20 protein-coding genes are annotated in these 13,749 nt (G+C 63.7%); 11 read left to right on the forward strand and 9 right to left on the reverse strand.

Going from position 1 to position 13,749, the window contains the following annotated elements:
* The first annotated feature begins 59 nt into the window (after positions 1-59).
* Complete coding sequence (locus IV454_RS29590) at positions 60-467, forward strand: hypothetical protein (protein WP_229521914.1); 408 nt, start codon at positions 60-62, stop codon at positions 465-467.
* Positions 468-487: 20 nt separating this feature from the next.
* Here IV454_RS29590 and IV454_RS29595 read toward each other — a convergent pair whose 3' ends face one another.
* From IV454_RS29595 to IV454_RS29625, 7 genes are all read right to left on the reverse strand, one after another.
* Positions 488-1,642, reverse strand: a complete 1,155-nt coding sequence (locus tag IV454_RS29595; RefSeq protein WP_206089208.1) for a patatin-like phospholipase family protein — start codon at positions 1,640-1,642, stop codon at positions 488-490.
* Positions 1,643-1,842: 200 nt separating this feature from the next.
* Positions 1,843-2,226 carry a hypothetical protein gene (locus IV454_RS29600; protein ID WP_054263423.1) on the reverse strand — a complete coding sequence of 128 codons (384 nt, stop codon included), beginning with the start codon at positions 2,224-2,226 and terminating at the stop codon, positions 1,843-1,845.
* A gap of 26 nt (positions 2,227-2,252) precedes the next feature.
* A complete protein-coding gene (locus IV454_RS29605; RefSeq protein ID WP_206089209.1) occupies positions 2,253-2,639 on the reverse strand; it encodes a phage holin family protein in 387 nt (128 codons plus the stop codon).
* A gap of 18 nt (positions 2,640-2,657) precedes the next feature.
* The gene (locus IV454_RS29610; RefSeq protein WP_206089210.1) at positions 2,658-2,996 is read right to left on the reverse strand and encodes an ElaB/YgaM/YqjD family protein; all 339 of its coding nucleotides are present in this window, start codon (positions 2,994-2,996) and stop codon (positions 2,658-2,660) included.
* Between the two features lie 55 nt (positions 2,997-3,051).
* Positions 3,052-3,591: a ferritin-like domain-containing protein gene (locus tag IV454_RS29615; protein WP_054263426.1), complete on the reverse strand. Its 540-nt coding sequence runs from the start codon at positions 3,589-3,591 to the stop codon at positions 3,052-3,054.
* A gap of 37 nt (positions 3,592-3,628) precedes the next feature.
* Positions 3,629-4,564 (reverse strand): OmpA family protein, encoded by a 936-nt coding sequence (locus tag IV454_RS29620; RefSeq protein WP_206089211.1) that lies wholly within the window; start codon positions 4,562-4,564, stop codon positions 3,629-3,631.
* 132 nt (positions 4,565-4,696) lie between these two features.
* Positions 4,697-5,089 (reverse strand): DUF4398 domain-containing protein, encoded by a 393-nt coding sequence (locus IV454_RS29625; RefSeq protein WP_206089212.1) that lies wholly within the window; start codon positions 5,087-5,089, stop codon positions 4,697-4,699.
* A 185-nt stretch (positions 5,090-5,274) separates the two neighbouring features.
* On the opposite strand from IV454_RS29625, the gene IV454_RS29630 reads away from it, so the two are divergent.
* From IV454_RS29630 to IV454_RS29645, 4 genes are all read left to right on the forward strand, one after another.
* On the forward strand, positions 5,275-7,383 hold the full coding sequence (locus IV454_RS29630) for an AsmA family protein (protein ID WP_206089213.1): 2,109 nt from the start codon (positions 5,275-5,277) through the stop codon (positions 7,381-7,383).
* 142 nt (positions 7,384-7,525) lie between these two features.
* Positions 7,526-7,837, forward strand: coding sequence for a BON domain-containing protein (locus IV454_RS29635; protein ID WP_206089214.1), 312 nt, complete (start codon positions 7,526-7,528; stop codon positions 7,835-7,837).
* A 27-nt stretch (positions 7,838-7,864) separates the two neighbouring features.
* A complete protein-coding gene (locus IV454_RS29640; protein WP_054263431.1) occupies positions 7,865-8,086 on the forward strand; it encodes a YMGG-like glycine zipper-containing protein in 222 nt (73 codons plus the stop codon).
* 86 nt (positions 8,087-8,172) lie between these two features.
* Complete coding sequence (locus IV454_RS29645; protein WP_206089215.1) at positions 8,173-8,586, forward strand: hypothetical protein; 414 nt, start codon at positions 8,173-8,175, stop codon at positions 8,584-8,586.
* Between the two features lie 15 nt (positions 8,587-8,601).
* Here the strand turns inward: IV454_RS29645 and IV454_RS29650 are convergent, their stop codons facing one another.
* The gene (locus IV454_RS29650) at positions 8,602-9,333 is read right to left on the reverse strand and encodes a Crp/Fnr family transcriptional regulator (protein ID WP_206089216.1); all 732 of its coding nucleotides are present in this window, start codon (positions 9,331-9,333) and stop codon (positions 8,602-8,604) included.
* Positions 9,334-9,570: 237 nt separating this feature from the next.
* Between IV454_RS29650 and IV454_RS29655 the strand changes: the two genes are divergently transcribed.
* From IV454_RS29655 to IV454_RS29670, 4 genes are all read left to right on the forward strand, one after another.
* Positions 9,571-10,266 carry a glycine zipper 2TM domain-containing protein gene (locus IV454_RS29655; protein WP_206089217.1) on the forward strand — a complete coding sequence of 232 codons (696 nt, stop codon included), beginning with the start codon at positions 9,571-9,573 and terminating at the stop codon, positions 10,264-10,266.
* A 171-nt stretch (positions 10,267-10,437) separates the two neighbouring features.
* On the forward strand, positions 10,438-10,668 hold the full coding sequence (locus IV454_RS29660) for a hypothetical protein (protein ID WP_206089218.1): 231 nt from the start codon (positions 10,438-10,440) through the stop codon (positions 10,666-10,668).
* Between the two features lie 92 nt (positions 10,669-10,760).
* On the forward strand, positions 10,761-10,907 hold the full coding sequence (locus IV454_RS29665) for a lmo0937 family membrane protein (protein ID WP_103170603.1): 147 nt from the start codon (positions 10,761-10,763) through the stop codon (positions 10,905-10,907).
* Between the two features lie 106 nt (positions 10,908-11,013).
* Complete coding sequence (locus IV454_RS29670; RefSeq protein ID WP_206089219.1) at positions 11,014-11,679, forward strand: YiaD family glycine zipper/OmpA-like lipoprotein; 666 nt, start codon at positions 11,014-11,016, stop codon at positions 11,677-11,679.
* A 54-nt stretch (positions 11,680-11,733) separates the two neighbouring features.
* Here the strand turns inward: IV454_RS29670 and IV454_RS29675 are convergent, their stop codons facing one another.
* The gene (locus IV454_RS29675) at positions 11,734-12,504 is read right to left on the reverse strand and encodes a DeoR/GlpR family DNA-binding transcription regulator (RefSeq protein ID WP_206089220.1); all 771 of its coding nucleotides are present in this window, start codon (positions 12,502-12,504) and stop codon (positions 11,734-11,736) included.
* An 84-nt stretch (positions 12,505-12,588) separates the two neighbouring features.
* On the opposite strand from IV454_RS29675, the gene IV454_RS29680 reads away from it, so the two are divergent.
* Together IV454_RS29680 and IV454_RS29685 are read left to right on the forward strand one after the other, a co-directional pair.
* A complete protein-coding gene (locus tag IV454_RS29680; RefSeq protein WP_206089221.1) occupies positions 12,589-13,176 on the forward strand; it encodes an NUDIX hydrolase in 588 nt (195 codons plus the stop codon).
* A gap of 46 nt (positions 13,177-13,222) precedes the next feature.
* On the forward strand, positions 13,223-13,678 hold the full coding sequence (locus IV454_RS29685) for a hypothetical protein (protein ID WP_206089222.1): 456 nt from the start codon (positions 13,223-13,225) through the stop codon (positions 13,676-13,678).
* Positions 13,679-13,749 lie beyond the last annotated feature (71 nt).

Here is a 13,749-nt window from a genome sequence, read left to right on the forward strand (position 1 = left end):
GGCGCCGCGTGCGCCGGTTTTTTTTGCCCCACCCTCGCACCATCGGAAAAGGAGCTGCCATGAGCAAGCCTGTCACGACCGCGATGCCAAGCGCATCGCCACACACCACCAGTCAGCTGGCCCGCACCTTGCGCACGGCCATCGTCACGGCCGGCCTGATGGGCATGGCCCTGGCGCAGGCCCAGAGTGCCCAGACCTCGACCGACAGTAACGTGCCGGCCGCCACCGCGCGCCAGCAAGCGGCCGAAATCGCCCGCGGCGACCCGGCGCGCTGGTCGCGCGAAGACGTCACGGCCGAGGCACGCCTGCGCACCCTGCGCAAGGAAATGGGCGCGGCCCTGCAGGAAGCGAAAGGCGCTTGCCGCGCCCTGCCCGCGGCCGAGCGCGGCGCTTGCAACAAGGAAGCGCAGGCGAACTACCAGAAAGACATGGCCGGCGCGCGCGCCCAGGCCGCCGCCGGCGGCTGAGCCGGTACTGCCAGCCCCCCTTACGCCGCCGCAGCGACCCAGTCGTCCTGCTCCGGCGGCAATTCGTGCACCACCACGGCCGTTTCTTCGGCCACCGTCACCAGCCAGCCCGCATGCTTGAGCGCGCGTAAGGCGTCGCGGTAGCCCTGCTCCCAGCGCCACTCGATCGATCCCTTGGAAAAATTGACATCCTTCGACGCCATATGCCAGTCGCGGCCCGCATAGGGAATCCGCACGATGTGCAAGGTGGCGTCGCAGCCGAGCGCTTCGAGTTCGCGCCGGTCGTCGTCGCTGCGCTCGGCTTCCGGCAGGCGCGAGTACAGCTGGCGCAACTTGTGCTGCAGCGCATGGGTCGCGCTGTACTCTTCGATATGGCGTTTCGAGCGCGATGCGTACGTCACATCCTTCTGGCGCGTACTCACTTCATCCATCGTCACCGGCACTTCCCCTTCCGCGCTCCACAAATCGACCATGAAGCAGATGGTGTCGCCGCCGGGCAGTTCGCGCAGCACCGATTCGAGCGGGGTGTTCGAATACAGGCCGCCGTCCCAGTACAGTTCGCCATCGATGCGCACCGGCGCAAAGGCTGGCGGCAGGCTGCCGCTGGCGCGCACATGGTCGGCGCACAGCTGCCCGCTCTCGCTGTCGAAGTGGGCCAGTTCGCCGGTGCGCACGTTGACCGCGTTCACGGTCAGGCGCATGCCGCCGTCGGCGTTGAGGTAATCGAAGTCGACCAGTTCGCGCAAGGTGTCGCGCAGCGGCAAGGTGTCGTAGAACGACGCTTCTTCCGGCGCCACCGTCATCCCGTACGCAAAGCCGCTGAACAGGCGCGGCGAGAAAAAGCCCGGCACCCCGCGCATCACCGTGTCGAAGGTGTTGAGCCAGATATTCGAGCGCCGCTGGCGGTCGTCGATGCGGGTCATGTCGAAGGTGTCCGGATGCGAGACCCGGTCCCAGAACGCCCTGACCTTTTCCAGCCGCACCGATTGCTCGTTGCCGGCAATCAGGGCGGCATTGATGGCCCCGATCGAGGTGCCGACGATCCAGTCCGGCACCAGATTGTGTTCGTGCAGCGCCTGGTACACGCCGGCCTGGTAGGCGCCCAGGGCGCCGCCGCCTTGCAGAACGAGCACGATGCGCAGGTTCTGGGGATTGAGGTTGTTAATGTCTGTCATGGAATCGCCGCAATGAATGGATCAATCGAGTATAGAGCAAATACGGCAGCGAAAAAAAAGACGGCGTCGAATCCGAAGATTACGACGCCGCTCAAGCCCCACCATATTTTTCCGTTCTTGTTACAAGGCCGGGTTCGCTTGCCCGGCATGGTCGCCCAGCAGTTCACAAACGCCGGATCACAGGGTCTGCATCACGCGATTCATGCCTCGCCCGTGCGGCGCCGCTGCAGGTACCAGACCACGCCAGCGGCCAGCGCCGCCACGCCGATGGCCGGCTTGACCAGCCGGCGCCGCGTGATGAAGCCGATGATGGTGGCCGCGTACGGCATGATCGAGGCAACGCTGATGCCGGTCGGATGCAGCACGCTGTCGATCCGCGAACGGACCGCCCAGGTCGCATGGTCCAGGGCCGAGTGAAACAGCACGTCGGGACGCGAATCGTGCTTGATCTGAGCCCGTGCATGGGCAATGCCGACCCGGTAAAAATCGCCCTGGCGCAGCAGGCGCGCCTTGCGCTCGGACAGCGATTCGGCCTTGGCTCCACCCTTGCCCGGGGTTTTTTCCAGCCCGATAATGTTATCCATCGTAATCCTCCCGTCTGAATGGCCGCTTACAGCAGCATGTCGCGATCGTTCTTGAGTTCGTTCATGGTTTCGGGGAAAGCCAGCTTGCCCTCTTTGAGCATGGCCTTGGCCTTGACCACGAGGCCTATCGTCACGGCGATGAACACGGCAAACATCAGCAAGAGAATTTTCCAGCCCATGCTTTCCCAGGCGAGCGCGACGATCGTCGCGGTGCCGTAGGCCAGCGCAAACATGGCGCACAGCACTGCCAGCGAAAACACCACCAGCAGTTCGAGCACATGATTGCGCACTTCGGACAATTCGAGCGCCGCCAGTTCCACGCGCGACACCAGCAGTCCGAAGATATTTTTTGCCAGCCCTGTCAGGCCGCCCATCAGGCCGGGGCCATGCACTGCAGCAGTTGTTTTGTCCATGGCTTCTCCCGGCTTGGATTATTTACGGCCCAGGATCACGCCGACCAGCAAGCCGACGCTGGCTGCTGCAGCGATCGTGCGCCATGGGTTGTCCTTAACATAGACATCGGCGGTCTGCGCCAGTTCCTTACCTTTGACGATCGCTTGACCTTGCACTTGCGATGCCTTGTTCAAGGCCACGTCCAGCATTTCCATGCCGCGTGCGCGCATGTCTTCGGCTTTTTCGCCGGTCAGCGCGGCCGCCGCGGAGAGCAGGGTCTGGGCATCCTTGACCAGGGTTTTGACATCGGTCTGGACTGCGTTCACATTGCCGTTCAGGTTGGCGGAACCGTTGCTGCGGGTATTGGTATCTAACATGATGAACTCCAGTGGTGGGTTGAAAAAAGTCTGAAAAATGGATCCGTTCTTGCTTTTAGCGAGCCAGCAGGTCGCGCATGTCGTCTGCGTGCTCTTCTTCGACCGCCATGATGCTGATCAACAGATGCTTGGTGGTCGGGTCCTTGTCGCCAATGGCGGCAATCATTTGCCGGTACGACTCGATCGCCACCCTTTCGGCGATCAGGTTGGAACGGATCATGGCTTGCACATCGTCCGAATCATCGTACTCGGCGTGGCTGCGCGCGGTCAGGGTGGCCGGATTGAAATTCGGCGAACCGTTCAGCTGGACGATGCGTTCGGCCAGCGAGTCGGCGTGTTCCTGTTCCTGCTGCGCGTGTTCGAGGAATTCGGCCTTGATCGGGCCGTTGCCCACGCCGCTGACGGTGTAGTAGTGGCGCTTGTAGCGCAGCACGCACACCAGTTCGGTAGCGAGCGCATCGTTCAGCATCTTGATGACGGCTTCGCGGTCGGCGGCATAACCGTCGGTGACGGCGCCGTCATCCATATTGGCCGCTGCCTGGCGGATGGCTTTCACGTCGAAACCGTGGGCCAGTGGCTTGGTATTGTCTTCCATGATATTTCCCTTGAATTCTGTTGCGATTCGATTCGTATTAACGGCGCGGCGCGATGGTCGCGCCTTCGTTCGACAGCACGATTTCCACGCGGCGGTTCATCTGGCGGTTGCCGGCCGTATCGTTCGGGGCGACCGGGAAGGCTTCGCCGTAGGCGCGCATGGCGACCCGGTCGCGCGCGACATCCATGTCGACCAGGGCGGCGCGCACCGAGGTGGCGCGGCGCTCGGACAATTGCTGGTTATGGGCGCTGCTGCCGGTACTGTCGGTAAAGCCTTCGACCAGCACGGTGCGGTTCGGGGCTTGTGCCAAGGCATCAGCCAGCTTGCGCAGGGTGGCCTGGCCGTTCGGGGTCAGGTTGGCCTGGTTCACGCCGAACAGCACGTCGCCGATGGTGATGATCAGGCCGCGTTCGGTCTTCTTGGCCTGCAAATCCGTCATCAAGGCTTCGAGCTGGGCGGCGCGGGCCTGGGCTTCGCGGGTCTGGGCTTCGGCGGCGGCAACCTGGCCTTGGGCGGCGGCGGCCTGGTTCTGGGCGGCGGCGGCGTCAGCGTTGGCGGCGGCGGCGGCGGCTTTGGAGGCGGCGGCATCCATCTTGGCGCGGTCCGCTTCGGCGGTGCGCGCTTCCAGGCGCACGGCGTCGCGCTCTTTGCCGGAAGCGGCGATATCGGCTTCAGCCTGCTTCTGTTTGGCGACTTCCTGTGCGGTGGCGATTTTTTGCTTGGCCAGGTAGGCCAGCTTGTCGATCTGCTCCAGGCTTTCCTTGCGGGCGGCGGCGGCGTTGGCTTGTTCCAGTGCCTCGCTGGCTTGCTTGAATTCCAGCGGGGCGAAGGTCGACACGCGCGAATTATTGTTGGCGGCGACGAAATCGCCACGGGCCTGGTCCAGCAAGGGGGTGGTGGTCGGCACGCTGCTGCATGCGCCCAAGGCGAGGACGGAGGCGAGGATGGCGGACTTGATCAATGTATGTTTCATGGAGGTGTTTCCTTTTCTTGTCGTGGCGCACGGGGCGCGATAATCATTCGTTTTCTTGTGCTCTGGGTCGTACTGTGCGCGGACCAATCGGCCTGCGCTGCCGCTGTGAGGGCGCGCGGCGTGACACTGTTTTTATTGTTGTGGCTTGTTGGCGCGGTCGACTTCTTCGCGCAGCACGCGCAGGTCGTCCTGCAAGGCATTGGCGGCGCTGGTGGCCTTGGTCGAATTGGCCTTGCTCTGTGCCAGCTTGGCATCGGCCTGGGCCTGGGTCGCCAGTTCGCGCGCCAGCTTGTAATCCTTGGCGGCCAGGGCTTCGTTGGCACGCATCATCTTGGCGCGGGCAGCGTTGATTTCTTCAGGAGCCAGGTCGGCGGCGCCGGCGCTCACTGCGTTGTCGACCGCGTTCTTCGATACAGCCACGTCGGCCGTTGCCGGGGCTTTTTGCGAACTGGCGCAAGCGGCCAGTGTCATAACCAGGGCGGCGCAAAGAACTTGACTGACTTGACGCTTGATTTGTGCATTCATCGGGTTTCTCCATGAGGTGTAATGATGTCGTGATAACGTTATAAGCTGATTTATTGGCAAGTTCGGTTCGCTGCCGCACATAGCAAATGTTTTGCGCGCAAGGGCCCTGGCGACCGTGCGCTAACGCACACAGGCGAGCACCCCTTATCGCTTAAGCTGTTCTTACTTTCACAATAGGGATAGTCATGAGTCAAGCCGCCCCGCTACCTTCCGGCCGCACACCGCGCGCGCGCCGCACCAAAATCATTCTCGCCATCGTCGCCGTGGTCGTCGCCATTGCCGCCATCGCGCTGGCCATCCTGCTCACCTACGACTGGAACAAGGCCAGGCCCTGGCTCAATGCCAAGGCCAGCGAAGCGCTCGACCGCCCCGTCGTCATCGCCGGCGACCTGCACCTGAGCTGGGAAAAACCGGCCGCCGCCATGGCCGAGCGCGGCCGCACCTGGCGCGACCTGGTGCCCTGGCCGCACCTGGTCGCCAACGATGTCCACGTCGGCCAGCCGCAGGGCATGGACGCACCCGGCGTAGGGGCACCCGGCGTAGGGGCGCCCGGCGCAGGGAGCGGCGACATGGCCAAGGTGAAGCAGTTTTCGTTTTCGCTCAATCCGTTCGCGCTGCTGCACAAGACCATCTCGATTCCCGTGCTGCGCTTCGACGCCCCGGCGGTCGACCTGCGCCGCGACAAGGATGGCAAGAACAACTGGACCTTCCACCAGGAAGACAAGCCGGCGCGCTGGAAACTCGACCTCGAACGGGTGATCTTCACCAAGGGCGTGGTCAAGCTCAACGATGCGATGGAAAAACTCGAGCTGACCGCCGACGTCGATACCGTCAACGCCGATTCCACCTACGGCATCAGCTGGAAGCTGCACGGCACCTACCACGGCGGCCCCGTGACCGGCGGCGGCAAGGCGGGCGCGGTGCTCTCGCTCAAGCAGCAGACCACCCCCTATCCGGTGCAGGCCGATCTGCGCGTGGGGAAAACCCATATCGAAGTCGACGGCACGGTCACCAAGCCGACCAGGCTGGCCGCGCTCGACCTGCGCCTGAAGCTCTCGGGCGCCAGCATGGCGCGCTTGTATACCCTGACCGGCCTGCTGCTGCCTGAAACGCCGGCCTTTCGCACCGAGGGCCGCCTGACGGGCGAACTGGGCGAGACCGGCAGCCGCTGGGTCTACGACAAATTCACCGGCAAGGTCGGTTCCAGCGACATTGCCGGCCGCCTCGAATACCAGACCGGCAAGCCGCGCGGCAAACTGAGCGGCACGGTCTCGTCCAAGCTGCTGCAATTCGCCGACCTGGGCCCGCTGGTGGGCGCCGACTCGAACGCCAGCAAGCAAGCGCGTGGCGTCGATACGGTGCAGCCGGCCGGCAAGGTGCTGCCGGTCGAATCCTTCCGTACCGAACGCTGGACCGCCATCGACGCCGACGTGCACTACGCGGCCGAGCGCATCGTGCGCGTAAAGCAGCTGCCGATCAGCAAACTGGACACCCACCTGATCCTCAAGGATGGCGTGCTCAACCTGGCGCCGATGAACTTCCAGATGGCCGGCGGGAGCATGAGCTCGACCATCAAGCTCGACGGCAGCGCGAATGGCAGCGGCAAGCAAGCCATCAAGGCCACCGCCAAGGTCAGCGCGCGCCATATCCGCATCAAGGAATTGTTCCCGTCGATCCAGGAAATGAAGGCCACTGTCGGCCAGATCAACGGCGACGCCCAGTTGTCCAGCACCGGCGATTCGGTGGCCTCCCTGCTGGGCGCCGCCAACGGTGAAATCAAGGCACTGATCGACGAAGGTACGGTGAGCAAGATGCTGCTCGAACAGATGGGCCTGAATATCGGGAATATTGTTCTGACCAAGCTGTTCGGCGACAAGCAGGTCAAGCTCAACTGCATGGCCACCGATTTCCAGGTCACCAACGGGCTGATGCAGACGCGCACCTTCGTCGTCGATACCGACGAGGCGGCGATCACGGCCGACGGCACCATCAACCTGGCCAACGAACAGATGGACCTGACCCTGGACCCCAAGACCAAGGGCTTGCGCATCTTTTCGCTGCGCTCGCCCCTGCACGTGCGCGGCAGCTTCTCCAAGCCCGACGTGAGCGTCGACAAGGGCATGCTGGCCCTGAAGGCCGGCGGCGCCGTGGCGCTCGGGCTGGCGGCGCCGGCGGCCGCCCTGCTGCCGCTGGTCAACGCCGGACCGGGCAAGGACAGCGGCTGCGCGCGCCTGCTGGCCGAGGCGCGCGAAAAGCCGGTGGCCCCGCCGCCGGGCAAGACGAGGCGCCGATAAAGTCACAAAAATTGCGTTTTCTCATCTATGTGCGTTGGCGAACAGACCACGAGCTCGTCCGGGCCTATTCTACGTCTATCGGTTGGGCGACACGCACCGCCGAACGCATAACAACATAGACACCACCATAGAGGAATACACCATGAAAAACCTGAAAATCGTTTCGACCCTGCTCGCCGCCCTGATGCTGACCACCGTTGTCGGCTGCGCTTCGACCGAAAAGAAAGAAAGCGTCGGCGAGTACGTTGACGACAGCGTCATCACCACCAGCGTCAAGGCGGCCATCGTCAACGAGCCAACCCTGAAAGTTGCTGAAATCAACGTTGAAACCTACAAAGGCGTTGTTCAGCTGAGCGGCTTCGTTGCAGCCCAGGACAGCATCGCTACCGCCGGCAAGGTCGCCCGCGAAGTCAAGGGTGTGAAATCGGTGAAAAACGACATTCGCATGAAATAAGCTACAAGCGATTCAACGAGGTTCAAGATGAAAACAATCAAGCAAGTGGTCATGAGCGCGGCACTGGTAACGGTAGCGCTCGGTTTGGGTGGCTGCGCCGGCATGTCGGCGCAGGATAAGAACACGGCCATCGGCGCCGGAGCCGGCGCAGTGGTCGGTGGCGTCCTGACCGGCGGCAGCGCGGTCGGCACCGTTGGCGGCGCAGCCGTCGGCGGCGTGATCGGCAACCAGGTCAAGCCACCGAAATGATCCGGCTTGCCTGATTGTAAAAACCCCGTTCGCGGGGTTTTTTTACGTCTGCTGATTGATCATGGAGGGACAAACAAGGAGAATCGATGAGCTGGGATGTTTTCGTTTGCAAGTTTTCGCGCACGTATACTCATGTCGACCAGATCGGCAATGACGAGTCCTGCCTGCCGATGGGAAGCCGGGCCGAGATCCAGGCCGCCATTTCCGCGCTGTTCGCCGGCGCCGGCTGGCGCGACCCGGCGTGGGGCGACTACCAGGGCCCGGCCGGCTCGGTCGGTTTCAATCTGTCGGACGACGATCCGCTCAACAGCATCATGCTGCATGTGCGCGCGAGCGCAGCGATCGTCGCCCCCAGCATGGAATGGTGCCTGCGCCATGGATGGCAGGCGATGGGTACCTCGGCCGGCACCTTCCTCGAGCAATCGCCGGTTCCGGAACAAGGTCTGCGGCAATGGATGGCATACCGCGACAAGATTCCCGGCCAGCGCCAGGATCCGTAGGCCGCCGCGACCGGTTCAGACGAAGGCGGTGGACAGCGCGCAGGCGCCGGCTTCCTTGACGATCTCATAGCATTTGCAGGAGGCCGCGGCCAGGCCGCGCACATCGAGGATTTCGATATTGCCGCGGCTGTAGATGATCAAGCCCTGCTGCTGCAGGGCGCTGGCGGCCTTGGTCACGCCGACCCGGCGCACGCCCAGCGCATGCGCCAGGAATTCGTGCGTGAGGTGGAATTTATCGGACTTGAGACGGTCGCGCGTGATCAGCAGCGAGCGCGCCAGGCGTGCTTCGAGCACGTGGAAACGGCTGCACACGGCGATCTGGATCGCCTGCGCCAGCAAGGTATCGGTATAACGGTACAGCACCCGCTGCAACGCCGGATTGCGCGCGAACTCGGTGCGGAACTTGGTGCTGTCCATGCGGCTCGCGCACCCGGCGCGCTGCACGATGGCGCGCGTCTGCGCGGTATCGTGCCCCAGCGCGACGGTCGCGCCCAGCATGCCTTCGCGCCCGACCAGGCCCACTTCGAGCGTCATGCGCCCTTCCGCCACACCGAGCAGGGAAATCAGGCAATCGTGCGGAAAATAAATGAAGCGCACCGGCTCGGCCGGCTCATACAGCACCTCGCCCACTTCCACCTGCACCGGTTCGAGCAAGGGAGACAGGCGCGCGAGATCGTTATGCGGCAGGGCGGCGAGCAACTGGTTGCCGTTCGGGTGGTCGAGCTCTACCGCGGAAACGTGTTTCATCGCTCCCTCCGGCAGGCAAAGCGTGTGGTCGACCATAAGTCAAAACGGATAGCGATCATTAGATAGGTAAGGCCAGGTAAATACTGCGGATACATTTACAAACAATTTCAATCAGCGTAACGGCAATCATAGGCAAAGTATGTACGGTGACGCACGGATGAACCGCCCCATCCTCGGGAGAATGAGCCGCATCAACCCGACAGTGCAGCAACTGACATCCACTCCAAAGGAAACAGCATGAGTACCCCCACCTCCCCCGCGGCACACGCCACGCGCCATCCCCTGCTGCTCGCCGCCGCTGTCGCGGTCATCGTGTTTTGCGGGGCCGGCACGGCCGCCATCCTCGGCTGGCTTCCTGCGTCCGTGGGCGGCACGCCGGCCCGCACCGAACTGAGCGAAATCGACCGCGCCATGCTCGCCTCCAAACTGCAGGGCACGACGCCGGCCACCCTGGCCCCGCTCGACGAGCACGGGCGGCGCGATCAAGCTGCCCTTGATCAGCGCGAGCGCGCCGCCGATCGACTGGCCGCGCGCGAACGTGCAGCCCGCGACCATGCGCCCCAGGTGCGCGCAGCGGCGGCCCAGGACAACGGCTGGTGCGCGCACTGCGGCAATATCGAATCGGTGCGTGAAGTCACCCAGCGCGCCCAGGGGAGCGGCCTGGGCGCGGCCGGCGGCGCCATTCTCGGCGGCTTGCTGGGCAACCAGGTGGGCGGCGGCAATGGCCGCAAGCTGGCCACCGTGGCCGGGGCGGTGGGCGGCGCCGTGGTCGGCAACCAGGTCGAAGGCAATATGAAAGCGACACGCAGCTACGAAATCCGGGTGCGCCTCGACGATGGCGCCACCCGCACCTTCCATCAGCAAAGCGCGGCCGGCTGGCGCGCCGGCGACCGGGTCAAGCTGGTCGACGGGACCTTGCGCCCGGCAAGCTGACCCCGGCAGGAATTACAAAAAAACAACGCTCCTGGCTGGAAAGCCCGGGGCGTTTTCTTTTCTTGTTTGCAATGTGTGTTAGCGAACTGATCTCCTGATGAGCTGGCGCGAGAATGGCTTCACGCCTGCAGCAAAAGGCGCGGCAGTATCACCAGAGACGAAGGATTTATCATGAACCGCATGATTTGGGTCGGCATTTTAGCTTGGGGCATTCTCGTAACGCTGTTCGGTTTCAGCGCCGCGGGACCTGTCGCGGCAGGCAGCAGCGCCACGATGCAGGCCCAGGACGTCGTGTTCCTGATTGCCGGCGGCCTGGTGGCTTGCCTGATCGGTCTGGTTGGCCTGGCTGGCGTATTGGGATGGTTGCCAGCCTTGCGAAACGAACCAAAAAGTTATTCTTAATGTACGCCAGCGTACGGAGCGGCATGCAAGAGTTCTGCATACTGCAATCACGACCTACCAGTCGTCTATAAAAACCCACCGAGGACAAAATCATGCTCTATACAATCGCCGTCGTACTCCTTATCCTGTGGCTGCTCGGCTTGGTCACTTCCTATACAATTGGTGGCTTCATCCACATTCTGCTGGTTGTCGCAGTCATCATGATTCTGGTACGCTTGATCAGCGGCCGAGGCATCTAGCTGACCTACGATCCGGCCATCGATTGATGTCCGATCCGTTTCGCGGTCGCGCCCGGCACAGCCTGGCGTGACAGCGAAACGGATTAATTACTTTTGGAGCCACACAATGAAAAATAGCCTGAGCAAATCCCTGATCGGCATCACCGTCGCCACCATGCTGGCCACCGGTTGCGCCGACATGTCCGCCACCCAACGCGGCACCGCCACCGGCGCAGGCGTCGGTGCGGGCTTGGGTGCCATCATCGGCGCCTCGTCCGGCCACGGCGGACACGCGGGCAAGGGTGCCATCATCGGCGGTGCCGCTGGTGCCATCATCGGCAATATCTGGTCGAACCGCATGGAGCAGCAGAAACAGGCCATGGAACAGGCCACGCGCGGCACCGGCATCCAGGTCAGCCAGACCCAGGATAACCGCCTGAAACTCGAAGTGCCCGCCGACGTCTCCTTCGACACCGGCCGCTCCGACATCAAATCGAATTTCCGTCCCGTGCTCGAACGCTTCGCCGCGACCTTGCAGGACAACCCGTCGACCACGGTGACCATCATCGGCCACACCGACAGCACCGGCGGCGACAATGTCAACCAGCCCTTGTCGGTCGACCGCGCCGCCCAGACGCGCGACTTCCTCGCCGCGCGCGGCGTCTCGCCGAACCGCATCATGATCGATGGCCGCGGCGAACGCGAGCCGATCGCCTCGAACGACGACCCTTCCGGCCGCGCGCGCAACCGCCGCGTCGAGATCTATGTCGCCGAGCAGGACCGCCACGGTTAATTCCGCGCCCGTATCGCATCAACTGCACCAGCCGGCATTGCGATGCCGGCTTTTTTACGCCCCGGCCACGTGCACCGTCACGCCCAGCGCGCGATAGCGCGCCAGCAAGGCCTCGTCGGTGCCGTGCGCCACCACCAAGGCCCCGATCTGGTCGGCGCCGGCGATGCGGTAGGGCGACGCGGTCGCCAGTTTTTCGGGGGAGGCCAGCACCACCGTGTGCGCGGCCGCGCGCCACATGGCGCGCTTGACGGCCGCCTCCTCGAAGTCGCCGGTGGACAGGCCGGCGTCCGGGTCGATGCTGCTCACCCCCAGGAAGCACAGGTCGGCCCGCACCTGGGCAATCGCCTCCACGGTGGCCGCGCCCACCCCCACCACCGAATGGCGGTACAGGCGCCCGCCCAGCATGATCACCTCGATCCCTTCGTGCCCGAGCAGCGCCAGCGCCACCGAGGGACTGTGGGTGACGATAGTGGCGCGCAAATCCGGCGCCAGATGGCGTACCAGATGACCCGTGGTGGTGCCGCCATCGACGAACACCACCTGCCCCGGCGCCACCAGGGCGGCGCCGGCGCGGCCGATGGCGGCCTTGGTGTCGGGCGAGATGCGCGCGCGCGCATTGAAATCGGCCAGCGCCGGCGAGGCGGGCAAGGCCGGCAACGCGCCGCCGTGCACGCGCTGCAGCATGCCCTCGCGCGCCAGTTCGCGCAGGTCGCGCCGGATCGTGTCTTCCGACAAACCCAGCGCCTCGCTCACGGCTTTCGCCACCACTTGCCCGTCGCGCCGCAACAGGTCCATCAGATAGTGCTTTCGCTGGGTCGTCAGCATGCTTGCTCCTGCACGTATTTTCTTGACACTGCACGATTCTGCACGATATTCTGAAAAACACCAAGCCCAACGGAGAGGAACACAATGCAAGCACAACAAGTACGCATCGACAAGGAAGAACTGCTGTCGGACAACTGGTACATCCTCAAGCGCCTGACCTTTTCGCTGCGCCGGCGCGACGGCAGCTGGCAAAGCCAGACGCGCGAAGTCTACGATCGCGGCAATGGCGCCGTGATCTTGCTGTACAACCTGGGCCGGCGCACGGTGCTGCTCACGCGCCAGTTCCGCATTCCGGCTTTCGTCAATGGGCACGACGGTTTTCTGATCGAAGCGGCGGCCGGCCTGCTCGACAACGCCAGCCCCGAACAGCGCATCCGCGCCGAAGCCGAGGAAGAAACCGGCTACCGGATTGACGACGTGAAAAAGATCTACGACCTGTTCATGAGCCCCGGTTCGGTCACCGAGCGCCTGCATTTTTTCATCGGCGCTTACGAGCCGGAGCACAAGGTGGGCGACGGCGGCGGCCTGGCCGCGGAGGGCGAGGATATCGACGTGCTCGAACTCGGTTTCGACCAGGCGCTGGCGATGATGGCCAGCGGCGAGATCATGGATGGCAAGACCGTCCTGCTGTTGCAATATCTCCAGTTGCACCTGATGTCGGCGCAAACCTAGCGCCAGATCAATACATCGGCGCGGGAGGCACGCGATAGTTGCACCTATGAATGCACATACCTCCCTCTCAAAAACCGCGGCCGCCAGCGCCGCGCGCCGCGACACCTTGTGGAACCCGGACGCCGCCGCCTGCTGGAGCTTGCTGTTTACGCCCCTGTTCGGCGCCTACCTGCTCATCCGCAACTGGGAAGCGCTCGGCGAACCCAAGCGCGCCGTGCGGGCCTGCTGGTGGTTCGCCCTCAGCCTGATGTTTGTCATCGTCAACTTCTACTATTCCTTGCTGTGCGCCGAAGCGTCGCCTTTGCGCATCAGTAACGTGATTTTCTTGCTGGTCTGGTACATCGCCGAGGCCAGTCCCCAGGAGCGCTTCATCCGCGAGCGCCTGGGCACCGATTACGCGCGCCACTCCTGGGCCGTGGCCCTGCCCTGCGCGCTGGTGCTGCTCATGGCCTACGTAGTCGGCTACGTCCGGATGCTCGCCTTGATCATGCAGGTGCATTGAAATGAACGCCGTCCGCATCGACGTCGCAGTCGGCAGTTGCCACTTTTCGCAGGTTGACCACTCGCACAGGA

This window comes from Massilia antarctica (assembly GCF_015689335.1).
Lineage (GTDB): Bacteria > Pseudomonadota > Gammaproteobacteria > Burkholderiales > Burkholderiaceae_D > Telluria_A > Telluria_A antarctica.

Excerpts from the sequence above, each read along its gene's own strand:
- IV454_RS29590 (WP_229521914.1), top strand. The coding sequence starts at position 60 with ATGAGCAAGCCTGTCACGACCGCGATGCCAAGCGCATCGCCACACACC.
- IV454_RS29595 (WP_206089208.1), bottom strand. The coding sequence starts at position 1,642 with ATGACAGACATTAACAACCTCAATCCCCAGAACCTGCGCATCGTGCTC.
- IV454_RS29600 (WP_054263423.1), bottom strand. The coding sequence starts at position 2,226 with ATGGATAACATTATCGGGCTGGAAAAAACCCCGGGCAAGGGTGGAGCC.
- IV454_RS29605 (WP_206089209.1), bottom strand. The coding sequence starts at position 2,639 with ATGGACAAAACAACTGCTGCAGTGCATGGCCCCGGCCTGATGGGCGGC.
- IV454_RS29610 (WP_206089210.1), bottom strand. The coding sequence starts at position 2,996 with ATGTTAGATACCAATACCCGCAGCAACGGTTCCGCCAACCTGAACGGC.
- IV454_RS29615 (WP_054263426.1), bottom strand. The coding sequence starts at position 3,591 with ATGGAAGACAATACCAAGCCACTGGCCCACGGTTTCGACGTGAAAGCC.
- IV454_RS29620 (WP_206089211.1), bottom strand. The coding sequence starts at position 4,564 with ATGAAACATACATTGATCAAGTCCGCCATCCTCGCCTCCGTCCTCGCC.
- IV454_RS29625 (WP_206089212.1), bottom strand. The coding sequence starts at position 5,089 with ATGAATGCACAAATCAAGCGTCAAGTCAGTCAAGTTCTTTGCGCCGCC.
- IV454_RS29630 (WP_206089213.1), top strand. The coding sequence starts at position 5,275 with ATGAGTCAAGCCGCCCCGCTACCTTCCGGCCGCACACCGCGCGCGCGC.
- IV454_RS29635 (WP_206089214.1), top strand. The coding sequence starts at position 7,526 with ATGAAAAACCTGAAAATCGTTTCGACCCTGCTCGCCGCCCTGATGCTG.
- IV454_RS29640 (WP_054263431.1), top strand. The coding sequence starts at position 7,865 with ATGAAAACAATCAAGCAAGTGGTCATGAGCGCGGCACTGGTAACGGTA.
- IV454_RS29645 (WP_206089215.1), top strand. The coding sequence starts at position 8,173 with ATGAGCTGGGATGTTTTCGTTTGCAAGTTTTCGCGCACGTATACTCAT.
- IV454_RS29650 (WP_206089216.1), bottom strand. The coding sequence starts at position 9,333 with ATGAAACACGTTTCCGCGGTAGAGCTCGACCACCCGAACGGCAACCAG.
- IV454_RS29655 (WP_206089217.1), top strand. The coding sequence starts at position 9,571 with ATGAGTACCCCCACCTCCCCCGCGGCACACGCCACGCGCCATCCCCTG.
- IV454_RS29660 (WP_206089218.1), top strand. The coding sequence starts at position 10,438 with ATGAACCGCATGATTTGGGTCGGCATTTTAGCTTGGGGCATTCTCGTA.
- IV454_RS29665 (WP_103170603.1), top strand. The coding sequence starts at position 10,761 with ATGCTCTATACAATCGCCGTCGTACTCCTTATCCTGTGGCTGCTCGGC.
- IV454_RS29670 (WP_206089219.1), top strand. The coding sequence starts at position 11,014 with ATGAAAAATAGCCTGAGCAAATCCCTGATCGGCATCACCGTCGCCACC.
- IV454_RS29675 (WP_206089220.1), bottom strand. The coding sequence starts at position 12,504 with ATGCTGACGACCCAGCGAAAGCACTATCTGATGGACCTGTTGCGGCGC.
- IV454_RS29680 (WP_206089221.1), top strand. The coding sequence starts at position 12,589 with ATGCAAGCACAACAAGTACGCATCGACAAGGAAGAACTGCTGTCGGAC.
- IV454_RS29685 (WP_206089222.1), top strand. The coding sequence starts at position 13,223 with ATGAATGCACATACCTCCCTCTCAAAAACCGCGGCCGCCAGCGCCGCG.